The organism is Novosphingobium sp. NDB2Meth1 (genome assembly GCF_900117425.1).
Taxonomy (GTDB): Bacteria; Pseudomonadota; Alphaproteobacteria; order Sphingomonadales; family Sphingomonadaceae; genus Novosphingobium.
In genome coordinates, this window is the sequence record NZ_FPEH01000011.1 from 74,388 (window position 1) to 87,535 (window position 13,148).

The window sequence follows — 13,148 nt, forward strand, 5'->3', positions numbered from 1 at the left end:
GCGCATGGCCAAGTTCCTTATCGTCGAAGCCCGCTTCTACGACCACCTCAACGACATGCTGGTGGCCGGCGCCCGCGCCGCGCTGGAAGCTGAAGGCCACAAGGTCGATGTGATCACCGTGCCCGGCGCGCTGGAGATTCCCGGCGCGATCGTGCTGGCGGACCAGTCCGGCCACTATGACGGCTATGTCGCGATCGGCGTGGTGATCCGCGGCGAGACCTATCACTTCGAGATCGTCGCGGGCGAAAGCGCGCGCGGCGTGATGGCGCTGACGATGGACGGACTTGCGGTGGGCAACGGCATTCTCACTGTCGAGGACGAGGCACAGGCGCTGGTCCGGGCCGATCCCGCGCAGAAGAACAAGGGCGGCGAGGCGGCCAAGGCGGCGCTGGCGCTGCTCGCGCTGCGCAGCAAGTTCGCATGATCAGACCGGCGAAAAAATTGCAAAGTGTTGCTGGATTGTAAAACCTGCACCTTTGGGCAGGTTTTCCCGATTCAATCGTTAAAATTCGGGTACTCCCCTGCTAGGGAGTGCACCTTTGAAACCATTCAAACGTTTGGTTCTAGAACAACGTTATCCCCTGCCTCGGTGGCCGCATAATGAGTCGCACGGCCATGAGAACAGGGGAGTACCTTTGCCATGTCGATCAGGATCAAGAGCCGCCGGGGCGGCTTGGCACTCGCTGGGACAGTTACCTTGCTGCTTGTGCTGATCGGTCTGGCGGTACAGCACATCCGAGTCGGCGGCACGGTGCAGAACCGGATCGATATCGTGACCGGCTTCACCGCCGATATTCTTCCCCCGCCGCTCTATATCGTCGAGCCAGCGCTCAAGGCACGGCAGGCGATCGATGATCCAGCCCATCTCGCCCAGAATCGCGCGGACCTCGCCGAACTCGAAAAGCAATACCGCGCCAGCCTCGCACGCTGGACGGGGGACGATGTCGATCCGGCGCTCGCCGGCGAGCTGCGGACTTCGGTCGCGAAGGAAGCCGATGCGTTCTGGCAGGAAGTGAACACTGTGCTGCTTCCCGCGCTCGGCCGGGGCGATGCAGCGGGAGCCGAGGCCAGCAAGCAGAAGCTTGATGCCATCTTTGAACGCGAGCGCAGCGCGATCCTGCTGCTGACCGAACATGCGACCGCCGCGCGCAATGCGCTGGTCTCCAGCAGTACGACGACCGTTTTTGCGCTCCTCATCGTCATGGCGTTGGCCGGTGCGGGGACCGTCGCCTTGACTGTCGGAGCGGTCCGCCTGCTCAGCCGCCATGTGCTCGATCCCCTTGCCGCGACGGCGGATGTGATGTCGGCAATGGCCGCGGGCGATCTTGAGGCGGGTCGCTGCAGCGAGCACCGCAGCGACGAGATCGGCGAAATGACCCGCGCCATCGAAGTCTTCCGCAGCGCGGCCCGCACCCAGCGCGAAGATGCCACTAAGCAGGCGCTGGTCGTCGAACGGATGGGGACGGCGCTCGGCCAATTGGCCGAAGGCGATCTGGTGCACCGCATCGAGCCTCCCTTCCCCGCTGAATACGAGCAACTGCGCGAGGCTTACAATGCCGCTGCGCAGCGTCTCGACAGCGTGCTGGCCCGCGTCGGCGGAACGGCACACAGCGTCAGCACGGGTGCGGCTGAGATCCGGACTGCCTCGGGCGATCTTGCCACGCGCAACCAGAGCCAGGCTGCCAGCGTCGAGGAATCGAGCGCAGCCATGAAGCAGGTCGCGGCGCTGGTCTCGTCGACGGTAAACCGCACCCGCGAAGTCGAGACTGAAATCGGTCTGGCCACACAGGACGCGCAAGCCGGCGGCACTCTGGTCGGCGAAGCGATGGCGGCCATGGGTGCGATCGAACGCTCCTCGCAGGAGATCGGCCGCATTGTCGATCTCATCGACTCGATCGCCTTCCAGACCAATCTGCTCGCCCTCAACGCGGGCGTGGAAGCAGCGCGCGCCGGAGATGCCGGACGGGGCTTTGCCGTTGTCGCCAACGAAGTGCGGGCCCTCGCCCAGCGCAGCGCCGATGCAGCCAGCGAGATCCGCACGCTCATTGCGACCAGCTCGCGCGAGGTATCCGGCGGAGTAAGTCTGGTGAGCCGGACCGGCGAAGCGCTGAACACGCTGGTCGGACGTGTCGATACACTTGCCACCCTTGTCAGCGAGATCGCTGAAGCCACTCAGGCGCAGTCGATCAACCTCGATCAGGTCAGCGTCTCCGTCTCGGGCATGGACTCGATGACCCAGCGCAACGCGGCAATGGTCGAGGAAACGGCTGCGGCCGCCCGTTCGCTGGCTGACGAGGCCGGAGAACTTGCTACCGCCGTTGCGCGCTTCCGCACTTCGGCCCGCACCACGACACAGTATCCCCGCTCCTTGGCGGCCTGAGAGGCGCGGTTTCGCTTGCCTTTTACCCATCCCTGACATAGGGGCCGCCGGTCTGCAGCGGGAGCGATCCTTCTGCTTCGGATATCTGCCACGGCATTCGGCCCGGCAGATGGTTCGGCCCCTTGGCCCGGATCCGCATGGGGCGGCATCCGGTGAAAGACCGGCGGATACAACCGCCTGGCCGGAAACAGCGATAACAGGATACTTATTCCAATGGCATCCCATCCCACGCGCGACGATTTCGCCGCGATGCTCGATGAGACCCTCGGCGGCGCCGCCAACGGCGGTTTTGAAGGCCGGGTCGTCAAGGGCACCGTCACCGCCATCGAGAACGACAAGGCCGTCATCGACGTCGGCCTCAAGAGCGAAGGCCGCGTGCCGCTGCGCGAATTCGCCATGCCCGGCCAGCCGCACGGCCTCGTCGTCGGCGCCGAAGTCGAAGTCTACGTCGACCGCGTCGAGAACGCCGACGGCGAAGCCATGCTCAGCCGCGACCGTGCCCGCCGCGAAGCCGCGTGGGACAAGCTCGAGAACGAATTCGGCGAAGGCAAGCGCGTCGAAGGCGTGATCTTCGGCCGCGTCAAGGGCGGCTTCACCGTCGACCTCGACGGCGCCGTCGCGTTCCTCCCCGGCTCGCAGGTCGATATCCGCCCCGTGCGCGACGTGACCCCGCTGATGGACATGCCGCAGCCCTTCCAGATCCTCAAGATGGACCGCCGCCGCGGCAACATCGTGGTCTCGCGCCGCGCCGTCCTCGAGGAAACCCGCGCCGAGCAGCGTTCGGGCCTGATCCAGAACCTCAAGGAAGGCCAGATCATCGACGGCGTCGTCAAGAACATCACCGACTACGGTGCGTTCGTGGACCTCGGCGGCATCGACGGCCTGCTCCACGTGACGGACATGAGCTACAAGCGCGTCAACCATCCGTCGGAAGTGATCGCGATCGGCGATACCGTGCGCGTCCAGATCATCCGCATCAACCAGGACACGCAGCGCATCAGCCTCGGCATGAAGCAGCTTGAAAGCGATCCGTGGGATGGCGTCGCCGCCAAGTACCCGGTCGGCGCGAAGCTGCACGGCGTTGTCACCAACATCACCGAATACGGCGCCTTCGTCGAACTGGAAGCGGGCATCGAAGGCCTCGTCCACGTTTCGGAAATGTCGTGGACCAAGAAGAACGTCCACCCCGGCAAGATCGTCTCGACCTCGCAGGAAGTCGATGTGCTCGTGCTCGAAGTCGACAGCGACAAGCGCCGCATCAGCCTCGGCCTCAAGCAGGCCCAGCAGAACCCGTGGGAAGCCTTCGCCGAAGCGCACCCGGTCGGTTCGACCGTGGAAGGCGAAGTCAAGAACGCGACCGAGTTCGGCCTGTTCATCGGCCTCGACGGCGACGTCGACGGCATGGTCCACATGTCGGACATCGCCTGGGGCATCTCGGGCGAAGACGCGCTGGCGCTGCACCGCAAGGGCGAGCAGGTTTCGGCCATCGTGCTCGACGTCGATGTCGAGAAGGAGCGCATCTCGCTTGGCATGAAGCAGCTTGAAAAGGGCGCTCCGGCGGCCGGCGGCGCTTCGGCGGGCGGCAACTCGCTCCGCCGCGGCGAAGTCGTCACCGTCACTGTCCTCGAAGTCCGCGATGGCGGCCTCGAAGTGCAGGCCGGCGAAGACGGCGCGACCGGCTTCATCAAGCGCACCGATCTCGGCCGCGACCGCGACGAGCAGCGTCCGGACCGCTTCCAGGTCGGCCAGAAGCTCGATGCCATGGTCATCGGCTTCGATCGCTCGAAGAAGCCCAACTTCTCGGTCAAGGCGCGTCAGCTCGCCGAAGAGAAGGAAGCCGTCGAGCAGTACGGCTCGTCCGAAGCCGGCGCTTCGCTGGGCGACATCCTCGGCGCGGCCCTCAAGGCCAAGCAGTAAGTCTCAGCTTACCGCCGCCAGGCAAAGCAAAAGCCCGTCCGGAGCGATCCGGGCGGGCTTTTGCATTGCATTCTGATTTAACTGCAACTACAATTAAATCGTGGATTTCGAGTACGATCCAGCGAAGGATTTGGCGAACCTTGCCAAGCACGGCCTGTCGCTTGCCCGCGCTGCCGAGCTCGATGTTCGGGCCTATATCGCCGATGACCGTTTTTCCGAGCCCCGCTTCCGGCTCTACGGCTACATCGACGGCGAGGCCTGCTGCGTGGCCGGAACGATGCGTGGAGAGACAATCCGTGTGATCAGTTTGCGTCGTGCCCATGCCAAGGAGATGCGCCGTTATGTCTGAACCGAACCCGACCGTTCTCTTTGACGACGAGAACCCCGAATGGACCGAGGTGGACTTTGCCCATGCGCTGAAGGGTGATGCGATCCCGGCTGCCATCCGGGATGCCTTCGGCCCGGGCAAACGGGGACGCCCGGTTGGCACGACCAAGGCAGACGCCAAGAAGTCGGTCACCCTACGCCTCGATCCCGATGTGCTGGAAGGTTGGCGCGCAACTGGCCCTGGCTGGCAGGCGCGCATGAACAAGGCCTTGCGGGCCGCGCTGGAAGCCTGAGGCGTTCGCCGGGCGGGCTTTTGCATTGCCGCACACTCTCCGCTAGGCTCGTCGGCAAAAGACGCCCGAGAGGACCCATGACGCTCGAAGTCCACCAGTTTGCCTGCCTCAGCGACAATTACGGCTATCTGCTGCACGACAGCGCGAGCGGGGAGACGGCGTGCATCGATACGCCCGACGCCGAAGCCTATCTGCGCGAGGCGGCGGCCAGGGGCTGGACGATCACGCAGATCTGGAACACGCACTGGCACCCCGATCATGCGGGCGGGAACGAGGCGATCAAGGCGGCGACGGGGTGCAAGGTGATCGCGCCGGCAGCCGACTCCGCGCGCATTGCCGGGATCGACCGCACGGTGGCACAAGGCGATACGGTGGCGTTCGGTGCCTGGCAGGCCCATGTGATCGATGTCGGCGGCCATACCCTGGGCCACTGCGCCTATCACCTCCCCGAAGCTGCCATTGCCTTCGTCGGCGATGCCGTCTTCGCGCTGGGCTGCGGGCGCATGTTCGAAGGCACGCCGGACCAGTTCTGGGCCAGCCTGCTGCGCGTGAAGGCCCTGCCTGCCGAGACGACGCTCTACTGCGCGCACGAATACACCGCCTCGAACGCGAAGTTCGCGCTCCATGCCGATCCGGACAACGCCGCCCTCGCCGCCTATGCAGCCGAGATCGCCGACAAGCGCAGCCGCAGCGAATGGACCGTTCCCACCCGGCTCGACCGCGAACTTGCCACCAATCCCTTCCTGCGTGCCGACGATCCGGCCTTGCAGGCACGCTGGGGCGGCGCTTCGCCTATCGAAACCTTTGCCGCGCTGCGCAGCGCCAAGGATAACTTCCGCTGATGGCCCCGACGACCGATACCGCCACTGCTGCTGGCCGCCGCATCACCCGCGTCACCTCGTTCGACGTGGCGGAGGAAGCCGGTGTCAGCCAGTCGACCGTCAGCCGCGCGCTGGCGGGGGATACCTCGATCAGCGAACCGACCCGGCAGCGCGTGATCGCCGCGGCCGCGCGGCTCAACTACCAGGTCAACGAGAACGCCGCGCGCCTGCGCCGGGGCAAGACCGGCACGCTCGCGGTGGTGATGATCTGCCGCGCCGGGCAGGACCGCAAGGACCTCAATCCGTTCTACTTCGCTCTCCTTGGCAGCACTTGCGCCGCCGCCTCCGCGCGCGGCTACGAAGTGCTGGTGAGCTTTCAGGACAGCGCCGAGAATTTCTGGGGCCACTACGAGGAGCGCCGCAAGGCCGATGGCATGATCGTCATCGGCACGAGCGAGAACACGCCCGCGTGGGACTATTTCGGCGAGCTTGATCCGGCCACCAACTGGGTCTGCTGGGGCGCGCCGAATGACAGCTTCCCCTGGGTGCGCAGCGACAACGAGGCGGGCGCGGCGCTGGCGGTGCGGCACATGCTGGTGCGCGGCTATGAGAAGATCGTCTGCATCGGCTCGGAAACCTCGCCGCAGCGCCAGTTCAAGGAGCGCTATGACGGCTATGCCGCCGCGATGCGCGATGCGGGCCGCACGCCGGTGCTCCAGCGCATCGAACGCGGCCTCCCCCGCGAGGAACAGGGCCGCCGCGCCGCCGCGCGGCTTGCCGAAAGCGGCGAGGCGTTCGACGCCATTTTCGCAGTGAGCGACGAGATCGCCTTGGGCGCGCTCAAGGAACTGGGCGAGCGCGGCTACCATGTGCCCGATGAAGTCGGCATCGTCGGCTTCGACGGTGTGCGTGCGGGCGCCTGGTCGACCCCGCCGCTGACCACGATCGAATCGGATTTCGAAACCGCCGGTGCCCTGCTCGTCGAGCGCCTCCTCGCCGCGATGTCGGGCGAACCTGAAACCCCGCGCCGCGTGCCGGTTCGGCTTATCGTGCGCGGATCGACGCGGCCTTGACGCACCCATAGACCAGAATTCCAATCCCCAAATCCGCTCACCCTGAGCTTGTCGAAGGGCGCTGGCACAAGCGTCGCGGATGATGCTTCGACAAGCTCGGCATGAGCGGATCAGGGGATTGCACAACGAGAGAGCCTCACCCATGAACATCGCCTTCCTCGCCTGCAGCACCACGCTGCCCGGCGCCCCAGACCGCCGCCCCGATGCCTTCGAGCATGACCAGCAGATGGACGCCATTGTCGCCGCGCTGCGCCCCGGCGAAAGCGTGACCGACATCGACTGGCAGGCCCCGCTAGATGCTTTTGCGGCCTTCGATGCCGCGCTGATCGGCACACCGTGGGACTACTTCGACAACCGCGACGCCTTTCTCGCCAAGCTGGATGCCATCGCCGCACTGGGCGTGCCGGTGTGCAACAGCCCCGATGTCGTGCGCTGGAACATCGACAAAGGCTACCTCGCCGAACTGGCGGAGCGCGGTGTCGCCACGATCCCCACCCTGCTGCTGGACAACCCGGGCCGCGACGAGATCCTCGCGGCCTTCGACCACTTCGGCTGCGACCGCCTCGTGGTGAAGCGCCGCGTCGGTGCGGGAGCTGAAGGCCAGTTCGATTTCACCTGCGACAATCCGCCCGCAGCCGATTGGCGCATGGGCCATGCCGCGCTGGTCCAGCCGTTCCTCCCCGGCATCGTCGAGGAGGGCGAACACTCGCTGATCTTCATCGATGGTGAGTTCAGCCATGGCCTGATCAAGCGCCCGGCCCCCGGCGACTACCGCGTGCAGTCGCTCTATGGCGGGTGGGATACGGCGGTCACGCCGACGCCGGACGACTTGGCCGCTGCGCAGAAGGTGATCGCAGGCCTCCCCTTCCCTGCCCCGCTCTATGCACGCATCGATCTGGTACGCGGGCCCGATGGCGCGCTGCTGCTGATGGAAGCCGAAGTGATCGAGCCGTTCCTCTATCCGCTGCAGGGCCCGGAGCTTGGGCCGCGCCTGCTCGCCGGGCTGCGCAAGATCACTGCATCTGCGCCCTGAACGAGATCGTGAAGTTGGGCGGCGTGCCGGTTGATCCCGCCATCGTGCCCTTCGGATTGACGCAGATGAACCGCACCGAGGCATCATAGGCCGACGTCGGCGTATAAGTGCAGCCTGCGTAGGTCGTCGGCGCGGTTGCCGCGTTCGAGTAGCGGATATCGTTGGTCGCGTTGAAGGTCAGGCCGCTGGTGGGCGAACCTTGCGTGAAAGTCGGCGTCGCGGCGGTGCCGACGCGCATCTGGCTCGGCAACGAATCGATCAGCAGCACCGTGTTGTTGTCCACCGCCGTCGGCCCGGTGTTCGAGACGAGGATCGAATACTGCACGATCGAGCCCGGGATCATCTTGGGATTGGTCGTGCCGTTGAGCGGGTCCGAGAGCACGCTCGATGTCTTCACCAGCGTGAGCGTGGCATTCGTCGCACGGCGGGTGTTCGTGATCGTGCAGGAAATCACGTCACCCATCTGCGGCGTGACCGTGCCACCGACCGCATTGGGCAGCGCGGTCGACGAGCCGGTGAACGCGTTCGTGCAGGTCATCGCCGAGGTATACTGCGTGAGGCTGGTCGAGCCTGCGCCGAGTTCGGTGAAAGTATAGGCCGTACCCGCCGCGCCCATGACTTGCGGGGTGGAGGCGTTGGTCACCGTCGTGGTCGTCCCTGTCGTCGTCGTCGTGGCGATCGTGGTTGAGCCCTGGTTGATGTTCATCACGAACTGGTCGGTGTTGAACCGCCGCCCGCCAGTGCCCAGCGCCTTGGTCAGCTGCATGTGCGGGAACACCGTGTTGGTGAACGTGCAGGTGACGAGATCGCCGAATTGCAATGCGCCGAAGCTGTAGTTGGTGGTCAGTACCCCGCTTGGCAAAGGCGTGCTGGAACTCACGGAATTGGTGCAAGTCAGGCTGGAGCGGTAGTCGGTGAGCGGGTTCAGGCTGCCCGCCGCCATGCTCTGCGTCAGGGTCAGCGGGAGCGCCGATGCAGTGGTGAGCGTCGCCGCGGTGAACGGGCCGTTGCCCGTCCCGCTCGACGTGCCGGTGGCGAGCGTGGCGCCGCCCGAAGTAGCATTGATGTTGAAGGTGAATTGATCCGCCGAGGCTGCGCGCGCACCGGTCAACTGGAGGTTGAGCCGGATCGAGGCGAAGCGCACCGCGAACATCACGCCCTGGAGGCCGCCGCCGACAATCGTGGTTGTCAGCGAAGTCGGCGTGCTGGAGCCGACGATGTTGGCGCCGACGGTGCCCGGGACGCCGGTGACGGTGAAGGTATTGGTGCCGAGCCCGGCGCTGGTCGGATAAGTTGAGCCGCTGATCGGGCCGGAATTGTCGAGCGCGATCCAGTTGCCACCATTGGTCACGAAGCGCAGCGATTCGCCCTCGTTCGACGATTCGCCGTCCGCCGCCACGAACATGTAACTGGTGATCTGCGAGACACCGGCGGGCGGGGTCAGCACGATGTTTGAGATCGTCGCCGTCGTCGTGCCGGCCGCCGTCTGATAGAGGATCGGGCGACCGCCGATGCCGAGGAATGCCGTGTTGCCGACCGCGGCCCCACCCCATGACGGAGCCCCCGCACCGGTGATTCCCGCGCCGCTGATGGTGAGCGTGAAGGTCATCACCGTGCCGTCGGGCAGCGTGTACGACATGGCCTGCCCGCCGTTTCGCGCGGCGGTGTCGTTATAGCCGGAAAAATCGAGCCAGCAGTAGGAGTTCCAGTTGGCGGGCCCGGTCGAACCCTGCGATGTCGCGTAGAAACAGCTGGCAGCCTCGGCGCGCCCGGCTCCGAGGCTCAGCATCAGACACGCCAGAAACAGCAACGCAATTTGCCGGAAAAACCCGCGGCTCATGCCCGGCATCCTGTTCCGATCCTTCTCATGAAGGCCGGACTAGGCGAAAACCCTTAGGACAGAGTTAACCATGCCCCGCCGCACCGGGCGGGGAATGATCCAATGTGGTTATCAGTTGGCGAGACCGGCGATGGCGGTATCGACCAGCGCCTTGTCCGCACTCGCGCCATGGTGCTGGGCGATCAGCTGACCAGCCGCCGTGGCAGCGGCAGCAGCAGCCCGGGCGCGCAGTTCGTCGACCGCCGCGCGTTCAGCTGCGGCGATCTTGTCGGTCGCCATCTTCTCGCGGCGCGCGATCACGACAGTGGTGTCCGCCTCGGCCTTGGCGATGATCGCCTGGGCTTCGTGGCGGGCATGCTCGACCATCGCGGCGGCATCGGCTTCGGCGCCGGCGATCTTCTTGGCATATTCCGCGCGCAGCGCTTCCGCTTCGGCGCGCAGCGCCTTGGCGGCATCGAGCTGCTGGCGGATCGTGACGATCTTGGCGTCAAGACCACCGGCAATCGCGGCGGGCACCTTCTTCCAGATCACGATCGCGAGGAACGCGGTCATCGAGAGTGCGACCCACATGCCGGGAGTGATGAACCCGAAGGCCATCGGTTCGGCGTGTTCGGCCCCATGTTCGGCAACCGCGTTGGCAGCGTGGGCAAGCAGCGCGAAATCAGCCATGGAGAACGTCCTTCACCGCCGCGCGGGCGGCATCGGCCGCAACCGTCAGCCCGGCAACGCGGGCGGCGATTTCGGCTGCGGCATCGGCCGCCACGGTTTCGATTTCAGCCAGAGCGCCTTCGCGAGCCGCGGCAATGCGCGCCTCGGCAGCGGTGACCTTGGCATCCGCGTCGGCACCGGCTGCGGCGAGCCGCACTTCGGCGGCCTTGGCGGCTTCGGCCTTGGCGGCGGCGATCAGCGCCTGGGCTTCCCCGCGCTGCTTGGCAGCGGCTGCCTTCCACGCATCGTCCTGGGCCTGCGCCTCATGGCGCGCGGCTTCGGCAGCGGCGAGGTCCGCGGCAATCTTCTGGTCGCGGCCTTCCATGGTCTCGAGAACCTTGGGCGCCATGCCCCGGCCGACGAGGAAGAAGACGGCGCCGAAAATGACCAGCATCCAGAAAATCTGGCTGGAGTAGGTCGCGGCAAGCTGCGAAATCTGGGGCATTGGGGTTCCCGGGCGATCTGAACGCTGAAAAAACGATGGCAGGGCGGCTGCGCCGGCGCTCAGGCCGGAGCGCCGCCCTTGTCCATGGTTCAGGCGACGAAGATCAGGATCATCGCCACGACGAACGAGAGCAGACCGAGAAGTTCGGCGGCCGCGAAGCCGATGAACAGGCGGCCCTGCTGGCCATCAGCCGCGCCCGGGTTGCGCAGCGCGCTCTCGAGGAACGAACCGAAGACGTTACCCACGCCGATGGCGGCCATGCCGGCGCCGATCGCAGCGAGACCCGCACCGATGAGCTTGGCGCTTGCAGGTTCCATGACTTAAACTCCCTTTTCTCAAAAATTCAGATGGATGGACGATGTACTTGAAAACTCAGTGCAGATGCTCGGCGTCGTTGATGTAGAGCGACGTGAGCAGCGCAAAGACGTAGGCCTGGATGCCGGCGACGAGGATCTCGAGCGCGCAGATGGCAACCATCAGGATGAAGCTGGGGATCGAGACGAGGCCCATGAAGAAGGCGCCGGCATTGGCGCCGCCGATGACGAAGCTGGAGAGCACTTCGAGCAGGACGTGGCCGGCCATCATGGCGACGAAGAGACGCAGGCCGAGGCTGAACGGGCGCACGAGGAACGAGACCAGCTCGATCACGAAGATCAGCGGGATCATCGGCAGCGGCGTGCCGTGCGGCACGAACAGCGAGAAGAAGTGCAGGCCGTGCTTGGTGAAGCCGACCACCAGCACGATCGAGAACGAGAGGATGGCAAGCACGCCCGTCGCGGTGAAGTGGCTGGTGAAGGTGAAGGGGTGCAGGCCGACGAGACCGAGCGGCAGCAGGCCGAGCAGGTTCGCGAACAGAATGAACATGAACAGCGAGAACACGTAAGGCAGGTACTTGCGCCCTTCCTTGCCCACGTTCGCCGAGAGCATGTTCTCGATGAAGCCGGTCATGCTCTCGACCATCATCTGCCAGCGGCCTGGGACGAGCTCGCGCTTCATCCCGCCCAGCATGAAAGCGTAGAGAACGACCGCGGAAATGAGCATCCACAGCGCAGAATTGGTGAACGCGATGTTGAAACCGCCAAGGGCCCAGTGATCGGTGCCGAACAGCGGCTCGATCGTGAACTGGTGCATCGGATCAACTTTGGCTTCGGTTGCCACGCGCGAAAATCCCGTTTCACTAGTATGCCAAAACGGCCTTCCAATGCGGCCCCCTGAACGAAGGGGTCAATCGGAACGCCGGTTCGCAATCCGGATGATGTTTCTGAAGGCGACTGCGATCCCGAGGAACAGCATCACCATCAGGCCCCAGTGGCCGCGCCCGACGAACCAGTCAATGGCCACGCCGACCGCCGCACCCCCGATCATTCCCCCCAGCAGTTCAGCCAGAACGCGGTTGCCGAGGCGGTAGCCCGCGTCGGCGCCTTGCTGGCCGCTGCGCGTGCGCTCCGCCTCGCTGGCTCTGGCTGCGGCAAGCCGCGCTTCGAGCGATGCGATCCGGGCATCCGCGCCCTTGGGGTCCTCACCGGAGGGGTCGTCAACCATGCCAACCTTCTGTTTGCTGAGATGCAGCACAAACGGCGTGGCGCGGGAAACGGTCCCCCGTCAAGGGCACCGGCCCTTTAGGAAGGGCGGCTTGGCAAGTCAACCGCGCCCGATGTGGCTGTAAACCGCAGATTTGCGGCATGTGCGAAGGGGCCGGCAGCCCTCGCAGGCTCCGGCCCCTCCAAAATTCGCGCGATTTATCCTCAGGGGCAGCGCGAATCGCGCAGCGGCGGGGACGAAGTACGCGTCTGCCAGCTGCCGTCCGGGCCCTGGTACTTCTCGCCCGGCTGCGTCTGCGAAATCAGCAGGCAGCCCGAAGTCAGCGCATATTCCTCGACCGTGGCATGTGCAGCCGCCGCCTTCTCGGCGTAGACCGCCTTGCGCTTGATGTTGAGCTCGTCGATCACCGCCTTGAGCGAGGGGCTCGGCGGGGTGACATAGCCGAGGTAGCCGTCGACCTTCTCGCCCACCTGCCCGGCGGCGCGCGCGGCGGCATAGGCGGGATCGCGCTGCGCCAGCGCGGCGGCGGGGATCATGCCGAGGACCGCGACGGCGGCCACTGCGAGCCCGAGGTTCCTGGAAAAACGTGCCATCTCAGAAAATGTCCTTGTTCTTGTCGATCGTCTGGCTGGCGTCTCCGGCCAGGCGATAGACCACTTCCTGCTTGATGTTGATGTTGAGCTCGATGACGATCGGCTTCTCGGGCGCTTTCACCGTGATGCAGCCCCCCGTCAGCATCGAGCCCAGCGCCACCACGGTCGCAAGGCAC

16 protein-coding genes are annotated in these 13,148 nt (G+C 65.5%); 8 read left to right on the forward strand and 8 right to left on the reverse strand.

Annotation, left to right across the window (positions count from 1 at the left end):
• Positions 1 to 4 precede the first annotated feature (4 nt).
• The 8 genes from ribH (at position 5) to NDB2M1_RS00530 (ending at position 7,844) form a co-directional block, all read left to right on the forward strand.
• Positions 5 to 424 carry a 6,7-dimethyl-8-ribityllumazine synthase gene (gene ribH / locus NDB2M1_RS00495; protein WP_072378623.1) on the forward strand — a complete coding sequence of 140 codons (420 nt, stop codon included), beginning with the start codon at positions 5 to 7 and terminating at the stop codon, positions 422 to 424.
• A gap of 216 nt (positions 425 to 640) precedes the next feature.
• Positions 641 to 2,380 carry a methyl-accepting chemotaxis protein gene (locus tag NDB2M1_RS00500; RefSeq protein WP_072378625.1) on the forward strand — a complete coding sequence of 580 codons (1,740 nt, stop codon included), beginning with the start codon at positions 641 to 643 and terminating at the stop codon, positions 2,378 to 2,380.
• Between the two features lie 213 nt (positions 2,381 to 2,593).
• Complete coding sequence (gene rpsA, locus NDB2M1_RS00505; RefSeq protein WP_072378627.1) at positions 2,594 to 4,297, forward strand: 30S ribosomal protein S1; 1,704 nt, start codon at positions 2,594 to 2,596, stop codon at positions 4,295 to 4,297.
• Between the two features lie 100 nt (positions 4,298 to 4,397).
• Positions 4,398 to 4,646 carry a BrnT family toxin gene (locus tag NDB2M1_RS00510; RefSeq protein ID WP_072378629.1) on the forward strand — a complete coding sequence of 83 codons (249 nt, stop codon included), beginning with the start codon at positions 4,398 to 4,400 and terminating at the stop codon, positions 4,644 to 4,646.
• Complete coding sequence (locus NDB2M1_RS00515) at positions 4,639 to 4,917, forward strand: BrnA antitoxin family protein (RefSeq protein ID WP_054122341.1); 279 nt, start codon at positions 4,639 to 4,641, stop codon at positions 4,915 to 4,917. Before NDB2M1_RS00510 ends, NDB2M1_RS00515 begins: the two co-directional genes overlap by 8 nt.
• A gap of 77 nt (positions 4,918 to 4,994) precedes the next feature.
• Positions 4,995 to 5,759: a hydroxyacylglutathione hydrolase gene (gene gloB, locus NDB2M1_RS00520; RefSeq protein WP_072378631.1), complete on the forward strand. Its 765-nt coding sequence runs from the start codon at positions 4,995 to 4,997 to the stop codon at positions 5,757 to 5,759.
• A complete protein-coding gene (locus tag NDB2M1_RS00525) occupies positions 5,759 to 6,811 on the forward strand; it encodes a LacI family DNA-binding transcriptional regulator (RefSeq protein ID WP_253185733.1) in 1,053 nt (350 codons plus the stop codon). Before gloB ends, NDB2M1_RS00525 begins: the two co-directional genes overlap by 1 nt.
• A 142-nt stretch (positions 6,812 to 6,953) precedes the next feature.
• Positions 6,954 to 7,844 carry an ATP-grasp domain-containing protein gene (locus NDB2M1_RS00530; protein WP_072378633.1) on the forward strand — a complete coding sequence of 297 codons (891 nt, stop codon included), beginning with the start codon at positions 6,954 to 6,956 and terminating at the stop codon, positions 7,842 to 7,844.
• On the opposite strand, the gene NDB2M1_RS00535 is transcribed toward NDB2M1_RS00530, so the two are convergent.
• The 8 genes from NDB2M1_RS00535 to NDB2M1_RS00570 all read right to left on the reverse strand — a co-directional run bounded on the left by NDB2M1_RS00535 (position 7,825) and on the right by NDB2M1_RS00570 (position 13,117).
• Positions 7,825 to 9,633: a hypothetical protein gene (locus NDB2M1_RS00535; protein ID WP_171955287.1), complete on the reverse strand. Its 1,809-nt coding sequence runs from the start codon at positions 9,631 to 9,633 to the stop codon at positions 7,825 to 7,827. The genes NDB2M1_RS00530 and NDB2M1_RS00535 overlap by 20 nt on opposite strands.
• A 162-nt stretch (positions 9,634 to 9,795) precedes the next feature.
• A complete protein-coding gene (locus NDB2M1_RS00540; protein ID WP_072378637.1) occupies positions 9,796 to 10,353 on the reverse strand; it encodes a F0F1 ATP synthase subunit B family protein in 558 nt (185 codons plus the stop codon).
• Positions 10,346 to 10,837 (reverse strand): F0F1 ATP synthase subunit B family protein, encoded by a 492-nt coding sequence (locus NDB2M1_RS00545; RefSeq protein ID WP_054122336.1) that lies wholly within the window; start codon positions 10,835 to 10,837, stop codon positions 10,346 to 10,348. The genes NDB2M1_RS00540 and NDB2M1_RS00545 overlap by 8 nt, the downstream gene beginning before the upstream one ends.
• A gap of 89 nt (positions 10,838 to 10,926) precedes the next feature.
• Complete coding sequence (locus tag NDB2M1_RS00550) at positions 10,927 to 11,154, reverse strand: F0F1 ATP synthase subunit C (protein WP_054122335.1); 228 nt, start codon at positions 11,152 to 11,154, stop codon at positions 10,927 to 10,929.
• Between the two features lie 55 nt (positions 11,155 to 11,209).
• A complete protein-coding gene (locus tag NDB2M1_RS00555; RefSeq protein WP_072378639.1) occupies positions 11,210 to 11,995 on the reverse strand; it encodes a F0F1 ATP synthase subunit A in 786 nt (261 codons plus the stop codon).
• 66 nt (positions 11,996 to 12,061) lie between these two features.
• Positions 12,062 to 12,379, reverse strand: a complete 318-nt coding sequence (locus tag NDB2M1_RS00560; RefSeq protein ID WP_054122333.1) for an AtpZ/AtpI family protein — start codon at positions 12,377 to 12,379, stop codon at positions 12,062 to 12,064.
• Positions 12,380 to 12,582: 203 nt separating this feature from the next.
• Positions 12,583 to 12,972 carry a YdbL family probable chaperone protein gene (locus tag NDB2M1_RS00565; RefSeq protein ID WP_072378641.1) on the reverse strand — a complete coding sequence of 130 codons (390 nt, stop codon included), beginning with the start codon at positions 12,970 to 12,972 and terminating at the stop codon, positions 12,583 to 12,585.
• 1 nt (position 12,973) lies between these two features.
• A complete protein-coding gene (locus tag NDB2M1_RS00570) occupies positions 12,974 to 13,117 on the reverse strand; it encodes a YnbE family lipoprotein (protein ID WP_171955320.1) in 144 nt (47 codons plus the stop codon).
• Positions 13,118 to 13,148 lie beyond the last annotated feature (31 nt).

What these genes read in the sequence shown, in the direction of transcription:
- ribH (WP_072378623.1), top strand. Translation starts at nt 5, where the DNA reads ATGGCCAAGTTCCTTATCGTCGAAGCCCGCTTCTACGACCACCTCAAC.
- NDB2M1_RS00500 (WP_072378625.1), top strand. Translation starts at nt 641, where the DNA reads ATGTCGATCAGGATCAAGAGCCGCCGGGGCGGCTTGGCACTCGCTGGG.
- rpsA (WP_072378627.1), top strand. Translation starts at nt 2,594, where the DNA reads ATGGCATCCCATCCCACGCGCGACGATTTCGCCGCGATGCTCGATGAG.
- NDB2M1_RS00515 (WP_054122341.1), top strand. Translation starts at nt 4,639, where the DNA reads ATGTCTGAACCGAACCCGACCGTTCTCTTTGACGACGAGAACCCCGAA.
- gloB (WP_072378631.1), top strand. Translation starts at nt 4,995, where the DNA reads ATGACGCTCGAAGTCCACCAGTTTGCCTGCCTCAGCGACAATTACGGC.
- NDB2M1_RS00525 (WP_253185733.1), top strand. Translation starts at nt 5,759, where the DNA reads ATGGCCCCGACGACCGATACCGCCACTGCTGCTGGCCGCCGCATCACC.
- NDB2M1_RS00530 (WP_072378633.1), top strand. Translation starts at nt 6,954, where the DNA reads ATGAACATCGCCTTCCTCGCCTGCAGCACCACGCTGCCCGGCGCCCCA.
- NDB2M1_RS00535 (WP_171955287.1), bottom strand. Translation starts at nt 9,633, where the DNA reads ATGCTGAGCCTCGGAGCCGGGCGCGCCGAGGCTGCCAGCTGTTTCTAC.
- NDB2M1_RS00540 (WP_072378637.1), bottom strand. Translation starts at nt 10,353, where the DNA reads ATGGCTGATTTCGCGCTGCTTGCCCACGCTGCCAACGCGGTTGCCGAA.
- NDB2M1_RS00545 (WP_054122336.1), bottom strand. Translation starts at nt 10,837, where the DNA reads ATGCCCCAGATTTCGCAGCTTGCCGCGACCTACTCCAGCCAGATTTTC.
- NDB2M1_RS00550 (WP_054122335.1), bottom strand. Translation starts at nt 11,154, where the DNA reads ATGGAACCTGCAAGCGCCAAGCTCATCGGTGCGGGTCTCGCTGCGATC.
- NDB2M1_RS00560 (WP_054122333.1), bottom strand. Translation starts at nt 12,379, where the DNA reads ATGGTTGACGACCCCTCCGGTGAGGACCCCAAGGGCGCGGATGCCCGG.
- NDB2M1_RS00565 (WP_072378641.1), bottom strand. Translation starts at nt 12,972, where the DNA reads ATGGCACGTTTTTCCAGGAACCTCGGGCTCGCAGTGGCCGCCGTCGCG.
- NDB2M1_RS00570 (WP_171955320.1), bottom strand. Translation starts at nt 13,117, where the DNA reads ATGCTGACGGGGGGCTGCATCACGGTGAAAGCGCCCGAGAAGCCGATC.